At 67.9% G+C, this 24,734-nt stretch carries 18 protein-coding genes; 4 read left to right on the top strand and 14 right to left on the bottom strand.

Translation table 11 applies throughout. From position 1 onward, the window contains the following. Window positions 1-107 precede the first annotated feature (107 nt). Window positions 108-3,482, top strand: a complete 3,375-nt coding sequence (gene lysX / locus AB0E98_RS19685) for a bifunctional lysylphosphatidylglycerol synthetase/lysine--tRNA ligase LysX (RefSeq protein WP_361704093.1) — start codon at window positions 108-110, stop codon at window positions 3,480-3,482. Between the two features lie 87 nt (window positions 3,483-3,569). On the opposite strand, the gene AB0E98_RS19680 is transcribed toward lysX, so the two are convergent. From AB0E98_RS19680 to AB0E98_RS19655, 6 genes are all read right to left on the bottom strand, one after another. Next, entirely contained in the window at window positions 3,570-6,623 is a 3,054-nt protein-coding gene (locus tag AB0E98_RS19680) for a glycoside hydrolase family 38 C-terminal domain-containing protein (RefSeq protein ID WP_361704091.1), read from the bottom strand. A gap of 45 nt (window positions 6,624-6,668) precedes the next feature. After that, the gene (locus AB0E98_RS19675; RefSeq protein ID WP_361704089.1) at window positions 6,669-8,741 is read right to left on the bottom strand and encodes an endo-beta-N-acetylglucosaminidase; all 2,073 of its coding nucleotides are present in this window, start codon (window positions 8,739-8,741) and stop codon (window positions 6,669-6,671) included. A 63-nt stretch (window positions 8,742-8,804) separates the two neighbouring features. Beyond that, the gene (locus AB0E98_RS19670) at window positions 8,805-10,034 is read right to left on the bottom strand and encodes a glycosyl hydrolase (protein WP_361704087.1); all 1,230 of its coding nucleotides are present in this window, start codon (window positions 10,032-10,034) and stop codon (window positions 8,805-8,807) included. Between the two features lie 17 nt (window positions 10,035-10,051). Next, complete coding sequence (locus tag AB0E98_RS19665; protein WP_361704084.1) at window positions 10,052-10,882, bottom strand: carbohydrate ABC transporter permease; 831 nt, start codon at window positions 10,880-10,882, stop codon at window positions 10,052-10,054. Then, a complete protein-coding gene (locus tag AB0E98_RS19660) occupies window positions 10,879-11,742 on the bottom strand; it encodes a sugar ABC transporter permease (RefSeq protein ID WP_361704514.1) in 864 nt (287 codons plus the stop codon). Before AB0E98_RS19660 ends, AB0E98_RS19665 begins: the two co-directional genes overlap by 4 nt. A gap of 126 nt (window positions 11,743-11,868) precedes the next feature. After that, complete coding sequence (locus tag AB0E98_RS19655; RefSeq protein WP_361704082.1) at window positions 11,869-13,155, bottom strand: sugar ABC transporter substrate-binding protein; 1,287 nt, start codon at window positions 13,153-13,155, stop codon at window positions 11,869-11,871. A gap of 150 nt (window positions 13,156-13,305) precedes the next feature. Here AB0E98_RS19655 and AB0E98_RS19650 point away from each other — a divergent pair, with 150 nt between their 5' ends. Further along, window positions 13,306-14,358, top strand: coding sequence for a LacI family DNA-binding transcriptional regulator (locus tag AB0E98_RS19650; protein WP_361704080.1), 1,053 nt, complete (start codon window positions 13,306-13,308; stop codon window positions 14,356-14,358). 108 nt (window positions 14,359-14,466) lie between these two features. Continuing rightward, a complete protein-coding gene (locus AB0E98_RS19645; RefSeq protein WP_361704078.1) occupies window positions 14,467-15,465 on the top strand; it encodes a phospholipase D-like domain-containing protein in 999 nt (332 codons plus the stop codon). A gap of 298 nt (window positions 15,466-15,763) precedes the next feature. On the opposite strand, the gene AB0E98_RS19640 is transcribed toward AB0E98_RS19645, so the two are convergent. Further along, window positions 15,764-15,886 (bottom strand): hypothetical protein, encoded by a 123-nt coding sequence (locus tag AB0E98_RS19640; RefSeq protein WP_361704075.1) that lies wholly within the window; start codon window positions 15,884-15,886, stop codon window positions 15,764-15,766. 347 nt (window positions 15,887-16,233) lie between these two features. Here AB0E98_RS19640 and AB0E98_RS19635 point away from each other — a divergent pair, with 347 nt between their 5' ends. Then, on the top strand, window positions 16,234-17,907 hold the full coding sequence (locus AB0E98_RS19635) for an HNH endonuclease (protein WP_361704073.1): 1,674 nt from the start codon (window positions 16,234-16,236) through the stop codon (window positions 17,905-17,907). Between the two features lie 64 nt (window positions 17,908-17,971). On the opposite strand, the gene AB0E98_RS19630 is transcribed toward AB0E98_RS19635, so the two are convergent. The 7 genes from AB0E98_RS19630 to AB0E98_RS19600 form a co-directional block, all read right to left on the bottom strand. Next, window positions 17,972-18,751, bottom strand: coding sequence for a transposase (locus AB0E98_RS19630; RefSeq protein WP_361704511.1), 780 nt, complete (start codon window positions 18,749-18,751; stop codon window positions 17,972-17,974). Window positions 18,752-18,930: 179 nt separating this feature from the next. Next, on the bottom strand, window positions 18,931-20,535 hold the full coding sequence (locus AB0E98_RS19625; protein ID WP_361704070.1) for a hypothetical protein: 1,605 nt from the start codon (window positions 20,533-20,535) through the stop codon (window positions 18,931-18,933). Next, window positions 20,532-21,281 carry a hypothetical protein gene (locus AB0E98_RS19620; protein ID WP_361704068.1) on the bottom strand — a complete coding sequence of 250 codons (750 nt, stop codon included), beginning with the start codon at window positions 21,279-21,281 and terminating at the stop codon, window positions 20,532-20,534. The genes AB0E98_RS19625 and AB0E98_RS19620 overlap by 4 nt, the downstream gene beginning before the upstream one ends. A 348-nt stretch (window positions 21,282-21,629) precedes the next feature. Continuing rightward, window positions 21,630-22,472 (bottom strand): DUF1932 domain-containing protein, encoded by an 843-nt coding sequence (locus AB0E98_RS19615; protein WP_361704066.1) that lies wholly within the window; start codon window positions 22,470-22,472, stop codon window positions 21,630-21,632. Continuing rightward, on the bottom strand, window positions 22,469-23,056 hold the full coding sequence (locus tag AB0E98_RS19610; protein ID WP_361704064.1) for a guanylate kinase: 588 nt from the start codon (window positions 23,054-23,056) through the stop codon (window positions 22,469-22,471). The genes AB0E98_RS19615 and AB0E98_RS19610 overlap by 4 nt, the downstream gene beginning before the upstream one ends. Then, entirely contained in the window at window positions 23,053-24,060 is a 1,008-nt protein-coding gene (locus tag AB0E98_RS19605; protein ID WP_361704062.1) for an AAA family ATPase, read from the bottom strand. The genes AB0E98_RS19610 and AB0E98_RS19605 overlap by 4 nt, the downstream gene beginning before the upstream one ends. A gap of 240 nt (window positions 24,061-24,300) precedes the next feature. Then, window positions 24,301-24,687 carry a winged helix-turn-helix domain-containing protein gene (locus AB0E98_RS19600; RefSeq protein WP_361704059.1) on the bottom strand — a complete coding sequence of 129 codons (387 nt, stop codon included), beginning with the start codon at window positions 24,685-24,687 and terminating at the stop codon, window positions 24,301-24,303. Between the last annotated feature and the right edge of the window lie 47 nt (window positions 24,688-24,734).

The following is a 24,734-nucleotide window of genomic DNA, read 5'->3' as shown; positions in this document are numbered from 1 at the left end:
CCCACCGAGGGGCCGGACGCGGACGGTCCGCCCGCCCGCACCGGACACGCGCCCCGGCGGGCCGTCTTCGGCGGGCGTGACGACCGGTGGATGCCTAGGCTGACGGAATGAGCCGCACAGTCCGGGACCGGTCCGCCGCGACGGCACGGGAGTCGGGGGCGCGCTCGACGCCGGAGAGCGCGGGGGCCGCCGAACGGGTGACCGCGTGGCAGCGCTTCCTGCACCGGGTGCCCAACGGCTTCGCGCTCTTCTTCGGGCTGCTCGGCGTCTTCTGCGCGCTGACCGCCCTGATCCCGCCCCTGCGGCGGGCGGCGCGGCCGCTGACCCGCGCCCTGGACCTGCTGACGATCCCGACCGCCGCGAACCTCGCCTACGCCGTCTTCCTGCTGCTGCTCGCCGCCGCGACCGCCGCCCGTAAACGGGTCACGCTCTGGTTCGTACTGGCCTATCTGACGCTGCTGGTCTTCACCGACGCGGTGCTGCTGGCCGTGGGCTACTGGGACATGATCCCCTCGCTGGCGCTCAGCCTCGCCGCGATGACGCTGCTGATCCTGGCCCGGCGGGAGTTCTACGCGGCGTCCCGGCGCGGGGCGTTCCTGCGCGCCCTGCTGGTGCTGGCGGCGGGCCTGGCGGTGGCGATCCTGCTGGGCTGGGGGCTGGTGTCGCTGTTCCCGGGCACACTGGAACGCGGCGGCGGCAACCGGCTGCTGTTCGTGGCGAACAAGGTGTGCGGCGGTCTGGTCAGCGGGCGGCACTTCGACGGGCACCCGCCGCACTGGCTGTTCTTCCTCCTCGGCCTGCTCGGCGCGCTGGCCCTGCTGAACGCGGCGATGACGCTCTTCCGCTCCCAGCGCCTGGAAGCGGCCCTCCACGACGACGAGGAGCCGCGCATCCGCGCCCTCCTGAGCCGCTACGGCGGCCGTGACTCCCTCGGCTACTTCGCGACCCGCCGCGACAAGGCCGTCGTCTTCTCCCCCAGCGGCAAGGCCGCCGTCACCTACCGGGTGGAGACCGGCGTCTGCCTGGCCTCCGGCGACCCGCTGGGCGACCCGGAGGCGTGGGACCCCGCGATCGCGGCCTGGCTGGAGGTCGCGGGCCGCTACGGCTGGCAGCCGGCGGTCATGGGCGCCGGCGAGGAGGGCGCCAAGGCCTACGCCCGCGCGGGGCTGGGCGCGCTCCAACTGGGTGACGAGGCCATCCTCCAGGTGGCCACGTTCGACCTGGAGGGCCGGGAGATGCGGGTGACCCGGCAGGCCGTCCACCGGGTGGAGCGCACGGGCGCGACCGTACGCGTACGGCGCCACTCGGCGCTCTCCGACGAGGAGATGGGCGAGGTCATCCGGCGCGCCGACGCCTGGCGGGACACCGAGACCGAGCGCGGCTTCTCGATGGCGCTGGGCCGGCTGGGCGACCCGGCCGACGGGGACTGCCTGCTCGTCGAGGCGTTCGACAGCGAGGGCACGATGATCGCGCTGCTGTCGTTCGTACCCTGGGGAACCGACGGGATCTCGCTGGACGTGATGCGCCGTGACCGGGCGGCGCCCAACGGCGTCATGGAGTTCATGATCGGCCGCCTGTGCGCCCAGGCCGGGCGGTTCGGCGTCAAGCACATCTCCCTGAACTTCGCCGTCTTCCGGTCCGCGTTCGAGGAGGGGGCGCGCATCGGCGCGGGCCCGGTGCTGCGTCTGTGGCGCAGGCTCCTGTTGTTCTTCTCCAAGTGGTGGCAGTTGGAGGCGCTCTACCGCTCAAACGTGAAATACAACCCCGAGTGGCGCCCCCGCTTCCTGTGCTACGCCGACGCGGGCGCCCTGGCCCGGATCGGGCTCGCCGCGGGCATCGCGGAGGGCTTCGTCGCGGTGCCGAGCCTGGGGAAGCTGTGGCGCCGGGGGCGGGCCCGGGGTATCGCCAGCCCCGCCTCCACGGCCGGGCTCCCTTCCCTCTCCGAGCTGGGCTTCGTCCCGGGTGAGGGGACCGGGGCGGCGGAGGCGGACGAGCTCGCGGGCCTGCCCGAGCAGGTACGGGTACGACGGCACAAGCTGGACCGGCTGCGGGAGGCGGGCGTCGACCCGTACCCCGCCGACGCCCGCCGCACCCACACCCTGGCCGCGATCCGCGCCGCCCACCCCGGTCTGCCCCCGGCCTCCCGCACCGGCGAACGGGTGACCGTCGCCGGGCGCGTACTGCTCGTCCGCGACCACGGCGGCGTCGCCTTCGCCGTGCTCCGCGACTGGTCCGGCGACCTCCAGCTGACCTTCACCCGGGACGGCTCCGGCGAGGAGCTGCTGCGCCGCTTCACCCGCCACGTCGACCTCGGCGACCACCTGGAGGCCGAGGGCGAGGTGGGCACCACCGACCGGGGCGAGCTGACCGTCTTCGTCACCCGGGCCCGGCTCATCGCCAAGTGCCTGCGCCCCCTGCCCGACAAACGGCGCGGCCTCGCCGACCCCGAGGCCCGGGTCCGGATGCGCTACGTGGACCTCGCGGTCAGCCCCGACGCCCGCCGGACCGTACGGGCCCGCAGCGCGGCCGTCCAGGCACTGCGCCAGGGCCTGCTCGACCGGGGCTTCCTGGAGGTGGAGACCCCGATGCTCCAGCAGGTCCACGGCGGCGCCAACGCCCGCCCCTTCACCACCCACATCAACGCCTACGACCTCGACCTGTACCTGCGCATCGCCCCCGAGCTGTACCTCAAACGGCTGTGCGTCGGCGGCATGGAGAAGGTCTTCGAACTGGGCCGGACCTTCCGCAACGAGGGCGTCTCCTACAAGCACAACCCCGAGTTCACGATGCTGGAGGCCTACCAGGCCTTCGCCGACTACGACGTGATGCTCGACCTGACCCGCGAGCTCGTCCAGCAGGCCGCCACGGCCGCCCACGGCGCCCCCGTGGCGGTACGGCCGGACGAGCACGGCAGGCCCGTCCGGCACGACATCTCGGGACCGTGGCCCGTGAAAACCGTCTACGGCGCCCTCTCCGAGGCCCTGGGCGAGGAGATCGACGCGAACACGACCGTCGCGGCGCTGCGCTCCCACTGCGCCGCGGCGGGCGTACCGCACCGGCCGGAGTGCGGACGCGGCGACCTCGTGCTGGAGCTGTACGAACGGCTCGTCGAGGAGCGCACCACGCTCCCGGTCTTCTACAAGGACTTCCCCACCGACGTCTCCCCGCTGACCCGCCCCCACCGGGCCGACCCCCGGCTCGCCGAGCGCTGGGACCTCGTCGCCTTCGGCACGGAACTGGGCACCGCGTACTCCGAGCTCATCGACCCCGTCGAACAGCGCCGCCGTCTGACGGCCCAGTCGCTGCTGGCGGCGGGCGGCGATCCGGAGGCGATGGAGCTGGACGAGGACTTTTTGCGGGCGCTGGAGTATGCGATGCCGCCGACCGGGGGGTTGGGGATCGGGGTGGACCGGCTGGTGATGTTCCTGACGGGGTTGTCGATCCGGGAGACGCTGCCGTTTCCGCTGGTGCGGCACCGTTGAGCGGTGGGATTGCCCCGGTCCCGCCCTTCCACCGTTTCCCGGAGCTCCGCCCCGGACCCCGGTCCTCAAACGCCGGGCGGGCTGATTTCAGCCCCGCCGCAGCCGCAGCGTCACGATCTCGAACGGCCGGAGGGACAGGCTCTCGGTCACGGGCCCGAGTGGCCGCTCCAGCAAGTCGCAGACCGTCATCTCCCCCACCTCGAACCCCGCCGTCAGACGAGCCGACGCCCGCCCGCCCAGCGATTCATAGAGCCGCACGACCACGTCCCCGCTCCCGTCGTCCGCCAGTTTCACCGCCGACACGACGACCGCGTCGTTGTCCACTGACACCAGCGGGGCGACACCCGCCGGCGCCCCCGGAACACACCGCTCCGGCAGATTGATCCAGTGCCCCTCCCGCACCGCGTCCCCCACCGACGCCCCCGGCACCAGCGCGTAGCGGAAGCGGTGCACGCCCTGGTCGGTACGCGGGTCGGGGAAGCGGGGGGCGCGCAGCAGGGAGAGCCGCAGGGTCGTCACCGTGCCGACGCCGCCCGTACCGGAGCCGTCCCGCGCCGCCCGCGTCACGTCGTACCCGTACGTCGAGTCGTCCACCAGCGCCACGCCCCACCCCGGCTCCTCCACATGGAGGAAGCGGTGCGCGCAGGCCTCGAACTTGGCGGCGTCCCAGCTGGTGTTGGTGTGCGTGGGCCGGTGGAGGTGGCCGAACTGGGTCTCGGCCGCCACCCGGTCGGTGTGGACGTCCAGTGGGAAGGCGGCCTTGAGGAACTTCTCCGTCTCGTGCCAGTCGACCTCCGTCTCCACCTCCACCCGGCGCTCCCCCTCCGGCAGCGTGATCCGCTGCTCGACGCGCGAGGAACCGAAGGTGCGGACGAGCCGGACGGCGCCGCCGTCGTCCGTCCGCTCCAGCGCGTCGACGTCCGTCAGATCGGTGACCGTGTTCCGGTAGAAGCGGTCGACGTCCCACGCGTCCCACATGTTGGGGAAGTCCTGGTGGAGTTGGAGGAGATTCCCGGCGGCTCCGGGCGCCAGGGTCTCGCGGCCGGCCCTCCGGTCGTACACGGAGACGAGCAGCCCGCGCTCATCGACGACGACCGTCAGCAGGCCGTTGTCCAGCACGAAACCGCCGTCCTCGCGCGGCTCCACGGCGGTGCCCGAGGACGCCGCCGACGGCTCCTCGCGGACGGCGGCCCCCAGAGCCGGCACGCCACCGCGCGCATGGGGCGCCGCGTTGAAGACGACCGCCGCACGGCCGGCGCCATCACCACCACCGTCGCCGTCGCCGTCGCCCGCCAGCGCCCCCAGCGCGTCCGCGATCAGCGACTCCAGTCCGGCGGCCACCTCGGCGTACGTCCGGGCCGCCTCCCGGTGCACCCAGGCGATCGACGTCCCGGGCAGGATGTCGTGGAACTGGTGCAGCAGCACCGTCTTCCACAGCCGGTCCAGCGCCTCGTACGGATACGGGAACCCGGGCACCCGTACCGCCGCCGTGGCCGCCCACAGCTCCGCCTCGCGCAGCAGGTGCTCGCTGCGCCGGTTGCCCTGCTTGGTGCGGGCCTGGCTGGTGAGCGTCGCCCGGTGCAGCTCCAGATAGAGCTCGCCGGCCCACACCGGGGCGTCGGCGTACTCGGCGTGGGCCTTCTCGAAGAACGCCGACGGTTTCTCGAAGACGACCTTCGCCGAGCCCTCCAGATCCGCCAGCCGCTTCGCCCGCGCCAGCATCTCCCGTGTCGTGCCGCCCCCGCCGTCGCCCCAGCCAGTGGGTGCCAGCGAGCGCGTAGCGCCGCCCTTCTCGCGGAAGTTGCGCTCGGCATGGGCGAGTTCCCGGCCCGAGAGCTGGGAGTTGTAGGTGTCGATGGGCGGGAAGTGGGTGAAGACCCGGGTGCCGTCCAGGCCTTCCCACCAGAAGGTGTGGTGGGGGAAGGTATTGGTCTGGCTCCAGGAGATCTTCTGCGTCAGGAACCACTTCGCACCCGCCAGCCGCACCAGTTGCGGGAGCGCCGCCGAGTAGCCGAAGGAGTCCGGGAGCCACACCTCCTCCGTCTCGATCCCGAACTCCTCCAGGAAGAAACGCTTCCCGTGTGTGAACTGCCGGGCCAGCGCCTCCGACCCGGGCATGTTCGTGTCGGATTCGACCCACATGCCGCCCACGGGGACGAAACGGCCCTCGGCGACCGCCTTCTTCACCCGTGCGTACACCTCCGGCCGGTGCTCCTTGATCCACGCGAACTGCTGCGCCTGGGACATGGCGTAGACGAAGTCCGGTTCGTCCTCCAGCAACGCGGTCATATTGGCGGTCGTACGGGCCACCTTGCGTACCGTCTCGCGCAGTGGCCAAAGCCACGCCGAGTCGATGTGGGCGTGCCCCACGGCGCTGATCCGGTGCGCGGAGGCGTGCGCGGGCGCGGCGAGGACATTCGTGAGCCGCTCGCGCGCCCGTGCCGCCGTCCCGCCGACGTCCTGGAGGTTCACGGCGTCCAGGGCGCGTTCGACGGCCCGCAGGATCTCCCAGCGGCGGGGCGAGTCCACCGGCAGCTCGTGCATCAGCTGTCCCAGGACGTCGAGGTCCTGGACGAGCTCCCACACCGTCCGGTCGAAGACGGCGAGGTCCATCCGGGTCAGCCGGTAGCGGGGCCCGTCGTCGGCGGTCTCGCGGTCGCCCAGTTCGGTGGGGACGAAGGGGTGGTAGTCGAGGATGACGGGGTTGGCGGCCGCCTCGATGTGCAGCAGCACCGGCTCGCCGCCGGTGGCGCGCTCGGCGATCCGGACCCACTGGTTGCGCGGGTTGAGCCCCTTCACGGGCGAGCCGTCGGGGCGGTAGACCAGGCCCTCGCACTGGAAGCCCGTCATGTTCTCGTCGAAGCCCAGGTCCAGGAGGGCCTCGACCGTACGCCCCGCCCAGGCCTCCGGCACCGCGCCGGACACGGTGAACCAGCTGGTGCCCCATGCCGGGCCCCACTCCGTGCCCACCGCGACGGGCGTGCGCGGCGCCGCCAGCCCCTCCGCGACGGGCGCGGGCTCGCCGGGCGCGTGCCACACGGAGACCTCCAGCGGCACGGACTCGGGGTGGACGGCCGGGCGGATGCGCTCCTCCAGGACCCGCTTGAGCCGGGCCTCGGTGATGGTGCGGTCGTTGTGCATGCCTCTCCTTGTCCGGGACGGCGGGGGCTACCAGCGATACGGGGACTACCAGCGGTAGGTGACGGAAGCGGGGGCCGACGCGGTGTACAGCTCGTCCATGGCGCGCACCTCGATGCGGGTGGCCGCCTCGTCGGCCGTGCGGCGCAGCGCCGGGACGTAGTAGGCATGCCCACAGGTGCCGCCGAGGAAGCGGGGCCGGCCGCCGGGCACCACTTGGTGGAGCTCGTAGTGGCGGACGGGCCCGGCGCCCAGCCGCGTGGGCTGTCGCACAGGCCGCCGCGTCGGCCGCCAGCTCAGGCGGAGGGCGGCCGTGCCGTCGGGGTTGCGGGCGGTGGCGGTGACGGCCGGCGCGTCCGGCGGGCCGGGCGGGGTGGGTGGGCCGTCGTGCAGCGCGAGCTCGCCCAGCCGCCAGCGGACGCCTCCGCCGTCCGGGGCGGTGAGCCGGATGCCGAGGACGTGGGCGGTCGCGGCGGCCCGGCCGTGCAGCAGGGAGGTGAGGCGGAGGGTGACGGTGGTCCAGCCGCTGCCGCCGGCGGGGAGGGTGCCCACGGGGAGGTAGGTGAAACGATCCGGATCGTCCAGGGCGACCGCCAGCTCCACGCGGACGGCCGCCGAACCGGGGTCGGTGCGGTGGGCCAGCTCTGCCACGGTGGCGGGCGACAGCGGAAGTCTCGATGCGTAGAGCTCGACGGTGGTGGGTTCCGCTGTCGCGGCGGCGACTGTCGCGGCGTCGATGAGGAGGCTGCCACCACCGCGCCAGGCGTCGGCGAAGTCGAAGCCGACGGAGGGCCGGGCCCCGGCCGTATGGATCACCCAGCGGCGGCCGGGGAGCCGGTCCTGAAGCCCCAGGTGGTTCCAGGGCGTGTCGGTGACGCGCACGCCCCGCTCGTACCAGCCGAGGCCATGGCCGGTGTTGAAGGTGGTGGCGAAGGGGAGTGAGGTGAGGGTGGAGCGGTCCGCGACACTGGCCGCCGGGGCGCGCCAGGGTCCGGGGTCGTCGGGACGGGTGGGGTCCAGGGAGTCGCCGGACCAGAAGCGGTCGTCGCGCGCGTGGAACGCGGCGGGGGCACGATCGGTCCTGGGCAGGCTCTTCCACGTCCACTCGGGGCGGTAGAAACCGTACGAGGCGACGTGGGGGCGCCCGGCGGGGACCACCGCGTCCCAGTCGACACGCGTGTCCCAGCCGTTCGCCTCGACATCGATGCCCGCCCATAGCTCGTACGGGCTCCGGCCGAGACCTCGGGCGAGCTCCCCGGAGGAGGCCAGGCCGGTGCGGCTCCAGTTGAAGTTCAGGAACATGGTGTCGGCGGCGCGGAAGAACGGTGAGTTGTGGTCGTTGAGCTCGTTCTGCCAGGCGATGTCACCGGAGATGGCCATGGCGTCGTACCACGTCACCCGGAGGCCCGTTCCGCCGAGCCGGCGCAGGTAAGCGACGAAGTCCCGCATGCCGGCGCCGAGACGGGCGTCCCCGCCGCCCGTCTCGGCGTTGAGGAACCAGCCGTCGAAGCCGTACGCCCGGGCCACCTCGATCAGCTTGTCGGCGAGCGGGAAGCCGCCGTCGGCGCCCCGCCGGACGAGGTCGCGGGTCCACTCCAGCCGCCCGCCGTAGGCGGTGGGCGGCAGGAAGACCGTACCGAGCACGGGCACGCCGTTGCGGTGCGCGGCGTCCACGACGGGGGCGTTGGGCGCGAGGATCAGCCCCTCGTCCGAGGAGCCGCCCCAGAAGACGAGCTCGTCGAGGTAGGCCCAGTGGGTGAGGGCGTAGTAGTCGGCGGTGGCCGACCCCTGCGAGGGGTTGCCGGACGTCGGGGCGAACGCGGCGAGCGCGGATATCCGCGCCTCGTCCCGCCGCGCGGTGGAGTTGGGCGGTGGCGGCGCGAAGCGGGGGGCGAGGGGGACGGTGACTCTGTTGAAGGGGAGGTCGGGATCGCCGGCCGCGGTCCACGTACGGAGGCCGCGGCGGCGGACACCGGGGGGCGGGGTGCCGGGTGGGAGGGTGTCGGGGTACCAGTAGGAGGCGTAGGGCTGGAGGTCGGTCGGGGTGGCCGCGTGGGCCGTCGCCACGGCCGCGGTGGCGAGGGTGGCGGCGCCTGCGGCGAGGGCCTGGCGGCGGGACATGTCCAAGGTGGCTCCTTCGGGGGTTCGGGGACGGAGCCCCTGAAAGAAACGGGAAGTGGGGGGTCAGGGGAGGACGACCTCCGTGATGCCACGGGCGGCCAGATACCCCGTGTTCCGCGCCCGTTGCGCCAGCACGACCCCCGGCCTTCCCCCACCGGAAGCGCCCCGCATCCACGCCTCGAAGAACGCGCCCCCCGGCGCGCACACCGACCGCCCCGGGGCGTCGTCCAAGTCCCCCGCGTCCAGGACGAGCGCCGTCCGCCGCGCCCCCGTCACCGGTCGGCGGTGGCGGGGGCGCTCCCGCGCGTACCGCCCCACCACCTCCCCCGCCGGCTTGATCACCCGGTCGTTGGTCAGCAGCCCCAGCCCGTACTCCAGCTCCGGGAAGTCCGCCAGCGCCCGGTCGACGTCGTGCGAGCACCACCAGGTGATGCCCCAGACGTCCGGGCAGTCCAGGACGGCCTCGATCGTCGCCTCCGCGAAGGCCGCCGCGCTCGACGGCGGAACGTGCGGCGCCGGTGCCCCGACCTCCTGGAGCCAGACCGGGCGGGCGGGGTCGTCGGCCCAGGCCTTGGACAGCTCGACGGTGTACGCGGCGTGCAGCCCGGTCGCCGCGCCGTCGTGCCCGTAGCGCTGCGCGGTGCCGTCGAAGACCCACGAGTGCACGGCGGTCATGGCGCCGAGCCGGGCCGAGTGGGCGGGGGTGAAGGGGTGCGTGCCGTCGTACCAGGCGGCGTTGTAGGAGGCGTGGACGTGGGGCAGCCCGGGGGCTCCCGCCTCGCACGCGGCGAGCATCCGGCGCAGCCACCGGCCGGCCTGTGCGGGGGTGACCGGGTCGGGGTCGGGGTGGGGGCGGCCGGAGAACTGGTTGGTCTCGTTGCCGACGGTCATGCCGAGGAAGCCGGGCCGGCCGGCGAGGGCGGCGGCGAGCGTCGTCAGATAGGCGGCCTGTGCGTCGACGACGTCGGGGTCGGTGAAGATGTTGCGGCGGTGCCAGGTGGTGGTCCATGAGGGGACGAAGTCGAAGCTGGACAGATGGCCCTGGAGTCCGTCGACGGCGACGTCGAGCCCGCGTTCGGCGGCGGCGTCGGCCAGTCGTACCAGTTGGTCGACGGCGCGGGGGCGGATGAAGGTGCGGTTGGGCTGGAAGAGCGGCCACAGGGGGAAGACGCGGATGTGGTCCAGGCCGAGGGCGGCGATGGAGTCGAGGTCGGCGCGGATGTCGTCGAGGTCGAAGTCGAGCCAGTGGTGGAACCAGCCGTGCGTGGGGGTGTAGTTGACGCCGAAACGCATGACGGTCGGTGATCCCTTCAGCCCTTGACGGCGCCCTCGCCGACGCCGCGGAAGAAGTACCGCTGGAGGCAGGCGAACATCACGACGAGCGGGGCGACGGCGATGACGGTCCCGGCCGCCACCAGCCGGGGGTTCTGGGTGAACGTTCCGTGGAGGTAGTTCAGCCCGACGGTGAGGGTGAAACGGTCCTGGTCGGAGAGGACGATCAGCGGCCACAGGAAGTCGTCCCAGGCACCCATGAAAGCGAAGATCGCGACGACCGCGAGGGTGCCGCGGACGGCCGGGAGGGCGATCCGGGTGAAGCGCTGCCAGGCGTTCGCCCCGTCGATGACGGCCGCCTCCTCGGTCTCGTAGGGCAGGGCGGCGAAGGCGTTCCGCATGAGCAGGACGTTCAGGGCGCTCACGGAGCCGGGGAGGACGACGGCGACGAGGGTGTTGTTGAGGTGGAGGTCGCGTACGAGCGTGAACTGGGCGATGACGATGGACTCCACCGGTACGAGCAGGGCCAGGACGAAGGCGAGCGCTGCCGCCCGCCGGCCGCGGAAGCGCAGCCGGGCCAGGGCGTAGCCGGCCATGGCGGCGCCGACGAGGTTGGTGAGTACGGCGGCGGTGGCGACCTTGAGGGAGTTGAGGGCGTAGTCCCAGACGGGGATGGTGTCGGCGACCTCGGCGTAGTTGTGACCGGTGGGGTGCTGGGGGAGGAAGCGCGGGGGTGAGGTGTAGATGTCCTCGGTGGTGTCCTTGAGGGAGGTGGACAGCTGCCAGAGGAACGGGCCGACGGTGATGGCCAGTACCAGCAGCATCAGCAGATACCGCAGGGCCTTCTCCCAGCGGGGCGCCCGGGTCATCGGTCCCCTTCCTCGCGTCGGGTGCCGCCTGCGCGCAGGACGAGCAGCATCAGCAGCAGCACGATGACGAAGACGACGAGGGAGAGCGCGGAGGAGTAGCCGACCCGGCCGTTGAGTCCGGTGCCGGTGCGCTGGACGAGCATCACGAGCGTGGTGTCCTGCCCGGCCGGCCCGCCGGTGGGCCCGGCCATCAGATACACCTCGGAGAAGACCTTGAACGCGGCCACGGCCGACAGGGCGGCGACCAGCACCATCGTCGGCCGTACGGCGGGGAGGGTGACGCTGACGAAGCGACGCAGGGCGCCGGCGCCGTCGACGGCGGCGGCCTCGTGGAGCTCGCGGGGGACGTTCCCGAGCGCCGCCAGATAAATGATCATGTAGTAGCCGAGGCCCTTCCACACCGTCAGGGCCATGGCGCTGAACAGCAGCAGCCACGCGTCGCCCAGGAAGTCGACGGGCCCGGCGCCGAGGGCGCGCAGGATGCCGTTGACGAGGCCGCGGTCGTCGAGCATCCAGGTCCAGATGAGGGCCACCACGACCACGGAGGCGACGACGGGGGTGTAGTAGGCGGCGCGGAAGAACGTGACGCCGGGCAGTTGCTTGCGCACCAGGAGGGCGAGCAGGAGCGGGAGGAGGACGGTGCAGGGGACGACGAGGAGGACGTAGAGGGCGCTGTTGCGCAGGGCGGTCCAGAACTGTTCGTCGTCCAGCATGGCGCGGAAGTTCTCGAGCCCGGTCCACCGGCCGGGGGTGAGGGTGCGGGCGTCGGTGAACGCCTGGTGGGCGGTGGTGAGGAAGGGGTAGAGGCTGAAGACGGCGACGACGGCGAGGGCGGGCAGGAGAAAGAGCCAGGGGCTCAGGGGCCGGTGGGTGCGGAGCGGGCGGGTGGACGACGCTTGCCCGGAGTCCCCGGCATCCCCGGCATCCCCGGCGCTCGCGGTGTCCCCGACGCTCGTTGTCACAGCAGGCTTCTTCACGACGGCGGCTCAGCTCTGCCGGAGAAGTCTGTCACTCTGCGCGACGGCGTCGTCGAGCGCTTGCTTGGGGGACTTCTTGCCCTGGAGGGCCTTGGCGACCTCGTTCTTGAGGACGGTCTTCATCTCGTCGCTCATCACCACGGGGGTGTAATTGACGGCGCCCTTCAGCATCCTCGCGGAGGCCACGCGGACCCGGCCCTCGTCGGTGCCGTCGTCCTTCGTCCAGTACGGGTCGTCGAGCGAGCCCCGGGTGCTGGGGAAGACGGCGACCTCGTGGGCGAAGGCCTCCTGGTTCTTCCGGTCGGTGACGAAGTGGGCGAGGGCGATCGCGGCCGCTTTGTGCTTGCTCTTCTCGTTGACGGCCACACCCATCACGTACATGTTGGGTTTTCCGGTGTTGTTCGGCGCGTCGGTGATGCCGAGGTTCCGGTAGAGGGTGGGGGCGTTCTCCTTGAAGGTGGCCAGGTCGTTGGCGCCGCCGGGGTTCATGGCGACCTTCTGTTCCAGGAACTTCTGGCCGGATTTCTCGGGGGTGTTGGTGAGGGCCTGCGGGTCGAGGCCGCCGCGGTCGTAGAGCTCCTTGTACTTGCCGAGCAGTTCCACGCCCTTGGGCTCGTTGTAGGTGAATTTCGTGGCGTCGTCGTTCATCAGTTTCACGCCGTAGCGGCCGAAGTCCTCGACGGACGGGGTGTTCGCGAGGGTCGCGGTCCGTCCGCCGGAGTTCCCGGCCATGGCGAGGGCGGTGGTGAACAGTTCCGCGTAGTTCTTCGGCGGTTTCTCGGGATCGAGCCCGGCGGAGCGGAAGAGGGCCTTGTTGTAGAAGAGCGGCCCGGTGGTGAGGTACCAGGGGAAGGAGTATGAACCGCCCAGGCCCGGGAGGGTGTTGCCCTGCCAGGCCTCCGCCGTGTATTCGCCCTTGAAGCGCGCGGCGGCCTTCTCCTTGTCGAGGCCGACCAGCATTCCCGCTTTGGCGAGCGGATAGGACAGGTCCGGGGAGACGTTGACGACGTCGGGCAGGGTGCCGGCGGCGGCGTCGGCGCTGAGCTTGTCCGCGTAGTGCTCGGCGGGCTGGTCCAGCCAGGTGACCTTGACGCCGGGATTCTGTTTCTCGAAGTCCTTTACCAAGTCTTCGAAGTAGTCCTTGAAGTTCGCGCGGAGGTTCCAGGTCTGGAAGGTGATGCCTCCTTCCGGCTTTCCGTCGGCACGCGATCCGCCACCCCCTCCACCGCCCCCGCAGGCGGTGAGCGCCAGGGTGGCGGCGACGGCGATGACGTGGCGCGGCCGGGATATGGGCATGGCGGACGAGCTCCTTCGATCGGGTCGGGCGGTCGGCAGGAGGCCGGTCAAAACCTGCACCCGGCAAGGGAGTTGCGTCAATACTGCCGTCACGGACTAATGCGCTTTAGTGTGGTCGGGACTCGAAGGAAGCGGCGGGACGGGACGGAGATGCTCCGCAGACCGACGATCAAGGACATCGCGCGGCGCGCGGGCGTCTCGGAGAGCGCGGTGTCCTTCGCGCTCAACGGCCGGCCGGGGGTCTCGGCCGCCACGCGTGAGCGGATCCGCCGTGTCGCCGATCAGCTCGGCTGGTTGCCCAGCGCCGCCGCCCGGGCCCTGTCCGGCGAGGGCTCGGCGACCGTCGGCCTGGTGCTGGCCCGTCCCGCCCGTACGCTCGGCGTCGAGTCGTTCTTCCTCCAACTGGTCTCGGGCGTGCAGGAGGCGCTGGCCGTGCGCCGGCTCGGCCTGCTCTTCCAGGTGGTGGAGGACGTGAACGCCGAGTGCGCCGCCTACCGGCGCTGGTGGGCCGAGCACCGCGTGGACGGGCTCCTCGTCGTCGACCCGCGCGAGGACGATCCGCGCCCGGCGCTCCTCGCGGAACTGGGTCTGCCCGCGGTGATCGTGGGCGCGCCGGGAGCGGGCACCATCCCGTCGGGCGCCGCGATCTCCTGCGTCCGGGCCGACGACGCGGCCGCCATGGCCCTGATCGTCGGCCACCTCCACCGCCTGGGCCACCGCCGCGTCGCGCACATCGCCGGGCTGCCCGGCCTGACCCACACCCGGCGCCGCGTCACGTCGCTGCGCGCGGAGGCCGACCGCCGGGGGCTGCGCGAGGTGACGTCCGTGACCACCGACTACTCCGACGCCCAGGGCGCCGAGGCGACCCGGCGCCTCCTGGCCCACGAGCGCCCGCCCACCGCGATCGTCTACGACAACGACGTGATGGCGGTGGCCGGTCTGGCGGTGGCGGCGGAGCACGGCGTGTCCGTACCGGCCGAACTGTCCATCGTCGCGTGGGACGACTCGACGCTCTGCCGCAACACCCACCCCGCCCTCACGGCCCTGACCCGCGACACGGCCGCCTTCGGCCGACACGCCGCCGAGGAGTTGATCGCACTGCTGGACGGGGGTCCGGCGCGGTGGGTGGAGGATGCGGCACCCCGGCTGATGGCGCGTGAGTCGACGGCGCCGCCGCCGCGAAGTCGAGCGCGATTGTCGTGACACCGACAAAAATTCACCCGCAACCCCTCCCCGCGTAAACGCCGGCGGCCACACGATGGGGGCGCCCCCGCTCACTCCCACCGCCCCTCCTCACAATCGGAGTTCGGTATGCGCGCTCCCCACCCCCTCCGCCGGATCGCTGTCGCGGCCGGTGCCCTGCTGCTCTCCTCGGTATCCGTACTGGCCACCCCGGACGCCGCCCAGGCGGCCCCCGGTACGTACTCGCTGCTCGTCTTCCCGGATCAGAGCCACGGCGCGGTCCGGGACCTCATACGCTCGGCCACCGCGTCGGTGGACGTGACCATGTACGAGCTGGACGACACCGAGGTCGTGGACGCGCTGGTGAACCGGGAGAGAGCCGGGGTGGCCGTCCGGGTGATCCTCGACGGCAAGCACCCCTCGGTGAACGGACCGGCCTTCCAAGCCCTCGGCGCCGCGGGCGTGGGCGTGGTGTACTCCTCGCCCGACTTCGTCTACACCCACCAGAAGAGCATCACCGTGGACCGCGCGAAGTCGCTGATCCTGACGGGCAACCTGGACGCGAAGTACTACGCGACCGGCCGCGACTACGGCGTCGTCGACACCGACGCCGCCGATGTCGCCGCCATGGAGCAGGCCTTCGACGCGGACTACGCCCACACCGCCGTCACCCCCTCCGACGGCAACAACCTGCTCTGGTCGCCCACGGACTCCCAGGACCGTCTGCTCGCGCTGATCAACGGAGCCCTGCACTCGCTGGACCTGGAACAGCTGGAGTTCGGCGACAGCGCCCTGGTCGACGCGGTGGTGGCCGCGCGGAACCGCGGCGTATCGGTCCGGGTCGTCGGCATGAACCCCGACCGCTACGGCAGCTACTTCGACCAGGTCAAGGACGCCGGCGGCACCGTCGTCACCTTCTCCTCGACCGAGGGCCTCTACATCCACGCCAAGGCGATCGTCGCCGACTACGGGACGGCGTCGGCCAAGGTCTTCGCGGGCTCGCAGAACTTCTCCGACAACTCGCTCAACAACAACCGCGAGCTCGGCTTGATCGTCGACGACGCGGGCGTGCTCAACGGCATCGAGTCGACCTTCAAGACCGACTTCGCCAACGGCACCCCGTACTAGGTGTCGGCAGGCCGCATGGCGCTCGACTCCGCGCCGGTGCGATCTCGACGGGACCGTCCGGCTCGGGCCGGACGGCCTGTGACACTACGTGATCGACAACCCGTTCGGGAGGAAGGCCGAGCACCCCCGATCACAGCCACTCCTTTACCACTGCTCTAAGACGGCCCTTCGGCCCACCAGCCGAGATCCCCGCCCTGGCCCAGAAACCGCAGAACGGCCGTCCGCGGTTGTTCGCGGACGGCCGCCTGATGTCGCGGTCGGTGGCTCCCTCTTTGGCTCCCTGGAGAGCCGGGTGGAGTCACTTCTTACGGGACTTGGCCTGCTTCCGCTTGACCTCCTTGAGCTCCCTCTCCCGCCGGTCGAGGACGCCCAGCGCCGACCACTCCCCCTGGTGCTTACGACAGCGCGAAGTTCCCCTCACGACCGTCCCTTTGCATGGCCTGCCGGTCGTCTTGGTCCGGACTCCACACTTCTGTGTGGCCCCAGCCACTGCCATCAGCCTCCCCTCCGATACACCTCACCACATCTCGATGACGGGCGTAGGTGACCAGGCTTCCGCCGCAGGGTGGTCGGCGGTAGGCGCACGACGGGCGAGGTAGCGGCACACGAGCGCATACACCTCCGGAGGGCATGCCACTACAGGTCAGCAAGAAGCGCCTGACCTGCGAAGTTTCACCCGGGGCCGTCGGGGCCTGCGCTGATCTCTGTCGCATACCATGCACAGGAACCAGCAAGGCTCTGTCAGTGTCCTGATCTACTGTGTCGGTCATGGCACCTGCTGAGATCACGCGCGCGGGGATCCTCCAAGCGATTACAGAACACGATCAGCTCGGACGGGAGACGTTCCTCGAGACCTACGGCTTCCGTGCGGCAGCGTCCTACCTGCTTGTTTATGAAGGGCGTGAGTACGACTCCAAGGCCATAGCCGGCGTTGCTCACCTGTATGACTTCGGTGAAGCACTCAAACCCTCACAGTTCAGCGGAGGGCTCAAGCACGCGGTGGCCTGGCTGCGGCGGGAGGGCTTCACCGTTGTAGAGCCGCCAAAGACGTTTCTCAGGCGTGTGGGTGAAGTGCGGCCGGCGCGTAGGGCTGGCGGCACTTCAGTGCATCGTCCCGCACTCCTTCTGCGGGCGATTGGGCAGGCCGCAGCTGGCGCACCTCGCATGCAGTTGTGGTCGACCACGCGCGATGCAATGGCGCCCCTACTGGAGAAGTACACCCAGGTCGAAGACGGCAAGGACGGTGTCCTCTACCCGTTTTGGGCGCTCGTGAACGATAGTCTGTGGACCGTGGACTCCGTCCAAGAGCTCGCTCTGACCAGCCGGGGACGGCGCCCAACGCTGGAGTCATTGAATCGCGTCGACCCGTCGGGGGGACTGCGCGAGGACGACTACAAGCTGCTGCGTTCACACCCCCAGGTTGCGGCCGAGGCAGCAGCGGGCCTCATTCTGCGCTACTTTTACCCTCTGCCGACAGGCCTGTTGGAGGACTTTGGCCTTCACGACTTGCTCGCTGGTAGATGGGCCGATGCCCTGCGTCCACAACTCGGGGAGAGTTTCAAGGACCGTGACGCCATCTGGCGCACCTACGGCGGACAGAAGATGGCAGGCATTGGCTGCCTCGCTGACGGCGTTCTAAGCGTCTTTTCGGATGAAAAGGGGCCCTATGCAGACGGTCGCCTGCCCGACACAGGTTGGATCGCTTACGTCGGCGATGGCCTCTCCGGAGATCAGCGGATCACAGACGGCAACGAACTCATGGCGGAGTACCAGTCCGCTGGCCGCCCATTGCGCTACTGGCACAAGCCATTCCAAAAGCAGTTCAGCTTCGAAGCCTGGTCCGTCATAGTTCAACGTCGGCTGCGATGGGGCCTAGGAGCCGACGGCCAATGGCGCCGTGAGTTCGTTTGGATTCTGGCCCCCGTGCCCTCCCCTGAGCGCGAGAGCTGGACTCCGGACGTACTCGAGGCGCTAGAGGCCGACACCGGTGCGCTTCACGACGACACAGTCAGCTACCGTCCTGGCGACCTGGACTCCGAGGAACGCGACGACACCACGGAGACCGACGAAGACGCATACAAGCGCTTGGTAAAAGCCGCAGAAGCCAATGCCAAGCGGCGAGGTCAGAGCAAGAAGCCGTCACTCGTTGAACGCTTCATCCGCGACCCAAGTGCCAGAGCAGCAGTGATACGACGCAGCGGAGGCAACTGCGAAAGTCCCCAATGCGCTGGCCACCCCGAAGAACGCACCACCACGGGAGAGCCCATCTTGCAGGTCGACCATGTACGGGACCTTGCCAAGGGCGGGGCCGACCTCCCTTCAAACATGATCGCCCTGTGCCCGAACTGCCACGCACTGAAGACCTACGGCGCAAACCGCGACAAGCTTCGGCGCATACTTGCAGCTACCGCCCGCCGGCTACACGCCGAGGCTCTTGGCTAAAGATCTTCTCGTAACCCGGTAACTGCGCTGTGGCGACAAAGGGGTTGCGATTTCTGGTTTCGGCTCAGCCGGTGAGAGCGAGGTTGTGCATGTGGGCGACGCCGCTGGTGGCCCAGTGAACACCGTCGCCCTTGAGACGGCAGTCGCGGAGGATCTTCCAGTTCTTCATGCGGGCGAAGACGTGCTCGACGCGCGCTCGCACCCGGCGGTGAGACGCGTTGTGCTCTTCCTTCCATTGCGGCAGCCGTTCCTGTCCGGCCTTGCGGCGGTGCGGGATGAGCAGTCCGGTGCCCTGGTAGCCGCCGTCGGCGATGACGGTCGCGTCCCCACAGGCGGTATCGATGCCGGAGTCGGTGAAGGCGGTGCAGTCGTTGTGGTTGCCGGGCATCGGGCGGCCGACCGCGAGCACGAGCTTGGTCTCCGCCTTGATGAGGACCTGCATGTTCGCCGAGTACCGGTGGTTCTTCGAAGAGGCGGCCACCGACCGGTCCCTCGTGGGCACCAGCGTGCCGTCCACGACGAGCACGTCACCACTGCCCGGCCTGCGCTTGGCCGGCGCGAGGGCCAGCAGCGGACCGTGCCGTTTGATGATCCGGCCGACCGCCGCCGTGGAGATCCCGAACAGCGGCGCGAGCTGCGGCATGGACAGGTTCGTGCGGCAATACATCGCCACCAGCAGCACCCGGTCCTCCAGCGGCAGCGACCACGGCCGGCCCGGCCGGCCAGGGTCCAGGGCCTGTCCACCGGCCCGGTGGACAGCCCTGACCAGCCGCTGGAACTGCCGCGGGCGAAGCCCGGTGAACACCTCGACGAACTCACGACGCTGAGCGGAGACCACCTGCACGACCAGACCAACGCAGGACACCCAGCACGGTTACGAGAAGATCTTTAGGGGGACGGGCAGCCATATCGCCCCGAGCTTTTAACTGTGCGAACTACGACCCAATGCAACCGAACCGCAGCCCCCACCCTCATCACCCGAGATGGGGCCATGATATCAGGAATATCCCCGGACGCTGCATATCAACCGGAGAGGTACTCCATTACCGCTGCGGTTGCCTTATTCATCACTCGACGTGACCTCACAGTGCCGACATATCTGGCTTCCTGAAGGTTACTCTCGGATGCTGCCAGGATTTTCCCAACAGTGTCGAAACCAAGTTCCTTGCATTTCCTCTTGGCAAAATCGGTGAGGTCCAATAGATCGACGCTTCGATCAAGCTGGGACTTGATAAAATCCCGCTGCACCTCATCCATCTTTTCAATGTCGAGACTTGCAATGCTCTCATAGGCTTCGTGATTTGCCCCGAATTCCACAAAGCGCTTAATTGAAATGGAACCCCTCAGTCGGTTCGTTGCGGAGACGGGGTCCGCGTCGGGTGCTGTCCGCGTCCCGATGTTGAGCATGTATCGAGTCCCAGTCTGGGCACGCGTTCCGACTACCCAGGTCCCGGCTTCGTGCAGAATCCCGCTGTAGCAGAGTAGGCGCAGAGCCTCTTTCACTGCGGAAGGGGCGTCACGATGGATCCACAAGAATACGCGCTTGTCGGTATCGCGCGTCTGTCGCGTCCCTTTATGCAGCGTTGAGATGACCTCTCTCTGAAGGAACTCGCGGCCCCAACTGATCACCGCACGGTGGCCAATGTAGCGGTCAGCCAGAGCCGAGTGCTCAGCCCAGATGGTGTCTCGATAGTACTCTTTCATGACACGCTGAGCGTTATTCGTACTCAGGGGCGAAGTGGCAGATACAGTCTTCAGTAGTGTCCGTGGATTTCCACTAGAGGCAAGCGCCAGCGCATCGAACACCGCCCCATGACGATTGATCAACTTCTCTAGTTCCGGGTCCTGTCGAATCACAATCTCGCGCATTGAAGCGAGGTAACCAGGATCCTGAATGTTGCGATTAACGTTGATCAATTCGGCGTCATGGCTCATTTGGAAAGAGTCGCCGAAGTATGTGACGCCGGGGTACACCGCAGCCTTTACGGAGAGGTATGGACTACGCAGGTCACGCATCACCGTGAAGAACTGTCGCTGCTGCTCAGGAATGAAGACATGCGCCGCTTCATCGATAAGCAGTGCGACCCTTCTCACGCCGGCCTGATCGCATAGGTCTTCAACAGCGTCCTTAATCATCTCCGGGTCAATACCAGAGTCCGCCTCAACTGGCGCCGTGTCGTTCTTCCAAGCGTCCTGCAAGCTCTTATATAGGGCCTCTAGCCTCACGGCAATAGCTTCATCATCTGCCCCACCGACGAGCGATGTGAATACACTACTACTACTCTGCAATAGACCTTTCTTACGCGCCTCACGAATGACCCTATTGCAAATCTTGGCAAGCATCCAATGCTTAAACCGTTCCGGGTCAGATGTCTGAAGGAGTCCGGCTGCATTGAATGTGACGTAAACGGCGAGTGTCTTGGATTTGGAAAACTCCGCATCCATCTCCTTCTGGGCCACTTTCAGCAAGAAGGACTTGCCGACACCGCGCGCGCCTTGGAGAACGATGGTCTTCTTGCTCTTCAAGGCGTCGATCGTCTGGCGATCAAAATCCGTTTCGACGAAATACCTGCCGACGTCCTCCAGGGTGAGGTCTTCAGTTCGAAAGCTCAGTTCGTTTTTGCTCACGAGCGCGTCCCCTCCACTGGGAGGCCTAGCAGTTGCCTTACGGATACAAGGTGAGAGAAATGATCCTCGAGGGAACCCTCGACGATTCCTTTCAAAGGTTGAGAGAGGTCTTTATAGTATCTGACCATAAGGCAATGCATAGTCACACTGAGGGCAGATTTAGCGACTGAAAGCCACTCCCTCGCGATGTCTTCTCGGTAAGAGATTTCGGTGGGAAGCATCTGGGAAGTCGACACGTTACCGTGGATGTACTCAGAGCATCGCCGGTACGCCTGCTTTAGGTTGGCAAGCATTTCTCCTTGCTCTTCCATGACTTCCGGACAGAACTCCTCGAGGAACGGACTAGAGTAAAGCCCACTATCGATCGAGGTGATTGCCTTCCAGCTTATGTCGAGCTTTCCGCTTACCCATTGACGGCGCTTGAATTCATGGGAACTTAGGTATGCAGCGCCTACCGTCACTTCAAGGAATGACCTCAGCGTAGAAAAAGCCTGGCGATAGAGGCCGCTCATCGCAGCATAGAAGGCAAGTCCGAAATCACGATGCGCCGATTGAAATTGTTGAGCCTCTGGCCTTGATTCCAAGACTTCGAGCCAAGTAGCTAGATCAGCCTCAAGATGCAATACCCGGTTTATTTCGAGTTCATTGGATCCCGTTGCTCGCTCGATGTGATCCATGCAGGACTTGTGTAGCTTGAGCATTATTTTTTCAACACTCGAAGCATCTTCGGCGCTTCGCTGCGACATAGCCTCAATGTAGCACTGAGATCACTGTCTGTCATCGGGTTAGATCAAGCTCTGCGAGAAGTGAGAGCGAGCTGGCCCGATTGCAAGTCGGGTCAGGTCGCCACAGAGAACCCTCCCTAGCGTGCCGCGACCGTGGGGTCCTTGGCATCGAGCGAAGGAGCGACGCGAGAGGAGCAGAGGTCGCGGAGGCCAGTCCGCGAGAGTCGTCCAGACCGTGCCGGATGCACAGCATCGTCGACGGGTGGATTTGAAACATCTGAATGCATGTAAATCGGCATGCGAAGTTTGACCGGAAACGGAATCTCGCTGGCCTCTTGACGGCACCGGCCACCATTCCCATGACTTCTGTCATCCCTCAGTTGTGTGGTGAAGCCGATCCATAGCTTCAGGAAGCCCCAAAGGAAAATTTCTTGCGTCCCCCCAGCGTTCGAGGACCAGCGATGCGGCTTCAGCTAGTCCGGCAGGCAGGGAAGACTCCATTAGGGCTTGTACCGCCTCCCGCATCTCGGGGCCCCAACGCCATGCGCGCGAAGCCGTCTTGGAGATGTATTCGGTTTCCGTGAGATAGCTGGTTGTGCGCTGCTTCGCGACGTCCAGAAGTTCACGCTCGACGCCGTAATCGTGTGCCAAGGTGTACGAAACTGCGGCGAGGACGCGGCTGATCTTCTGGAAGGTGCTGTACGACAGCTTGAGCGCCGACGCCTTTCCGATGCCGCCCGGCAGCGCGATGGCGTTCACCGCCGTCCCCTCAAAGAGTCGTGCGACGGCCTCGACTGGCGCCTCAGGGCCGGAGAGGTAGAGCCTCGGGGTCTTCGTGGTTGATGGAGGGGACCCGATGACGGAGCCATCAACCAGCTGAGCGCCAGCCGACGACATGATAGTGCTGATCGTCTTCATGCTCGCAGGCGAGATGGCGTTGCCGTCCACGAAGATGCCCGAGAAGGAATGCCCTGCGACCGAGGACGCGACGTCCACAGCGTTGGCCGGCGGGCAGAGGCTCAAGATCACATCGGAGTTGTGCACCATCTCGGCGATATTGCCGACTGCTGCGAGCCCTGACCTGACAGCTCGGTCCTTGGTCGCGTCGCTGCGTCCCTCGGGGCACCAGAGAACCTCGGCGCCGGCCGCCTTGGCCTGTGCCGCCACAGCGGCTCCCATGCTGCCGGGGTGCAGGATGCCCAGCGTTGTCATGCGACCACCCTCCGAATGTCCTGTGTCCTGCCAACCGCGTTATTGGCCACGGCTCGACGGATAGTGCGCGCTGCCTCGGGAGGACTCAGTAACTGGGTCTCCAGCGCCAGCGACCACGAGTCGCTCGGATGGTTCAGCAGGTCCTCTTGGGTTTCGTGCCACGCCTTAAGGCGCGCTTCGATGTCCTTGTCGCCACGCTCGGTACAGCGGGCTTGGGTGACCTCCAGCGGGCACCAGAGCAGCACCTTCACCCACTGGATGGGGAACGCCTCGACCGCCCTTGCTCCCGTCACCTGCCCCATGTGCAGCACCGGGATGTGGCCGCGGTCAATGAGTGCGGAGAGGCCTCCCCGGTCGATCGCGTACTCGGCTTCGTAGCGGGCATTGCGATAGAGCACGTCCCCGGCCCGGTCGAGGTCGTCAATGTGCTGGATCGACGTGAGCCGGTAGCCGACTGTCCGGCCGGGGCCCGCCTTAAGCCGCTGGAAGAGCGCATACGACGCGTCCTGCCGGATCAGCTCTGCGGTGATGGTGTCCTTACCCGCACCCGGAGGGCCGTACAGGATGACGCCGGCGGACGTCACAGACCACCTCCGCTGAGGACGTCTCGCGCCTGGTCGGCCATAGCGATGGCTGCCCCTAGCCGGTTGTCCACGACGAAGTGCGAACCCTGTGGGCGCATCTCCAGATTGATACTGGCGAGATACTCGTCCCACGCTTCCATCTTCCACGTGTCGCGAGCGGCTCCCCGGAACTCGATATAGTCGCGCATGGAATCGGGGTCACATTCGACCCATATGGTTGCAACGGAAACCCGCTTCGACTTGCACCGGTTATAGAAGCGTTGCATCCATGAGGACTGCGAGAACTCCGAGACGAACGGAGCATCGAGGATGGTCGATACTCCGCAGTCGACGTTGTCCCAAGCGGCTTCCATCAGGCACCGGTATTCGAGGGGGCGGACCTTCTCGCGGTAGAGATCGGAGCTTCGGTCGTGAGCCGCGCCGCCGAGGGCGACGAGCAATTGATCCACCAGCGGGCGCGTAAGCGAGTCCTTATCGAGGATCGGCCACCCTGTCAGCCTGCCCAAGAACTTCGCGAACTCTGACTTGCCGGATCCAGCGAACCCTCCCACCAGGACAACGGTCGGTCCCTGGTCGCTGCTCCATTCGCTGTGTATGCGCCAAGCACTCAGGAGCCGGTTGCGTAGATCCTCGCTGCTGACGTCCTCAGTCCCCTCCTGAATACTGCCGAGTGCGGTGCGAACCGCTTCCGACTGATCGGGGAGTTGGGGATTCGACGGGGCGGCAACGGGTTCCACCTGAGCGTCCTCTCCGGGGAGGGCTCGACGGAAACCGAGTTCGGCTTCATTGCGACCGTAGAGAAGGCAGTAGGCCCGGCGGTAGTGAGGGCCGGGGTAAATGTTTTTCTCATGCCCCCATATGGTCTGGAAGTTTGCGGCGATGTTGAAGTTGTGCCGCTCGGCGATCTCTCGTAGTTTTTCGCCGGTGTCTTCCAGTGTGAGCCCGTGCTTTTCGCGATACTCGCGTAATGCTGCCGGGTTCCAATCGGGTCGCTGTCGAGCCATCTTCCCCTCCTAGATAGCTTCCGAGCCGCGAGTGTAGCGACTCGTGAAGGTGTAGGAAAAGCAGTGATAGAGGATGTGTAAGCGCCTGTATAAAAGTTGCGGGAGTTCTTCAGGTAAGACGATGTGATACCGACTTCATCGCCTCTGGAGTGAACTGGTTGCACGCCCGATCACGGAGGTGCAGATGCTGGCATACCAGGGCATAGCGATTCGCGGGGCCGATGTCGCGCCGACCCGGCGTCAGCTGGCTTCCAGGTCCGCAACTCGCTCGCGCAGTTCGCTGACTTCCCTGCGGAGGAGTTTGACCTCCTGTTGCAGGGCGTCGACGGAGGCTTGGAGGTCGGTGCCCTTGGCCAGGTTCGAGGAACTCGGGGTGAGGAAGGCCCCTTTGCCCTGGTGGCTCACTGCGAGCCCCTCGGCCTTGAGGGTTCGAATGGCCTCACGGGCCACGGTGATGGTGATCTGGTAGGCCTCCTGAAGCTCTGCAAGTGATGGCAGCTTCCCGGATCCGGCGAACTCCTCGGCGGCAATCCTCCGCCGGAGGTCATCTGCCACCTGCTGGTAGGCCGGTCTGCCGGTCCACTCGATCATCTGCACCTCAAAGCCTCTCTTCTGTCTCTGCCTCATAGTGCCCAAGGTCGACGGGCAGGGCCAGCAGCTCTTGAACTGGGTCT

Origin of the sequence: Streptomyces sp. NPDC037389, assembly GCF_040636475.1 — a bacterium.
In the GTDB taxonomy this organism is placed as follows: domain Bacteria; phylum Actinomycetota; class Actinomycetes; order Streptomycetales; family Streptomycetaceae; genus Streptomyces; species Streptomyces hesseae.
Note: the sequence above shows the minus strand (reverse complement) of the source record. Positions and strands in the feature narration are given on the sequence as shown.

Coding starts and splice junctions, on each gene's coding strand:
- lysX (WP_361704093.1), top strand. CDS start 108: ATGAGCCGCACAGTCCGGGACCGGTCCGCCGCGACGGCACGGGAGTCG.
- AB0E98_RS19680 (WP_361704091.1), bottom strand. CDS start 6,623: ATGCACAACGACCGCACCATCACCGAGGCCCGGCTCAAGCGGGTCCTG.
- AB0E98_RS19675 (WP_361704089.1), bottom strand. CDS start 8,741: ATGTCCCGCCGCCAGGCCCTCGCCGCAGGCGCCGCCACCCTCGCCACC.
- AB0E98_RS19670 (WP_361704087.1), bottom strand. CDS start 10,034: ATGCGTTTCGGCGTCAACTACACCCCCACGCACGGCTGGTTCCACCAC.
- AB0E98_RS19665 (WP_361704084.1), bottom strand. CDS start 10,882: ATGACCCGGGCGCCCCGCTGGGAGAAGGCCCTGCGGTATCTGCTGATG.
- AB0E98_RS19655 (WP_361704082.1), bottom strand. CDS start 13,155: ATGCCCATATCCCGGCCGCGCCACGTCATCGCCGTCGCCGCCACCCTG.
- AB0E98_RS19650 (WP_361704080.1), top strand. CDS start 13,306: ATGCTCCGCAGACCGACGATCAAGGACATCGCGCGGCGCGCGGGCGTC.
- AB0E98_RS19645 (WP_361704078.1), top strand. CDS start 14,467: ATGCGCGCTCCCCACCCCCTCCGCCGGATCGCTGTCGCGGCCGGTGCC.
- AB0E98_RS19635 (WP_361704073.1), top strand. CDS start 16,234: ATGGCACCTGCTGAGATCACGCGCGCGGGGATCCTCCAAGCGATTACA.
- AB0E98_RS19620 (WP_361704068.1), bottom strand. CDS start 21,281: ATGTCGCAGCGAAGCGCCGAAGATGCTTCGAGTGTTGAAAAAATAATG.
- AB0E98_RS19615 (WP_361704066.1), bottom strand. CDS start 22,472: ATGACAACGCTGGGCATCCTGCACCCCGGCAGCATGGGAGCCGCTGTG.
- AB0E98_RS19605 (WP_361704062.1), bottom strand. CDS start 24,060: ATGGCTCGACAGCGACCCGATTGGAACCCGGCAGCATTACGCGAGTAT.
- AB0E98_RS19600 (WP_361704059.1), bottom strand. CDS start 24,687: ATGAGGCAGAGACAGAAGAGAGGCTTTGAGGTGCAGATGATCGAGTGG.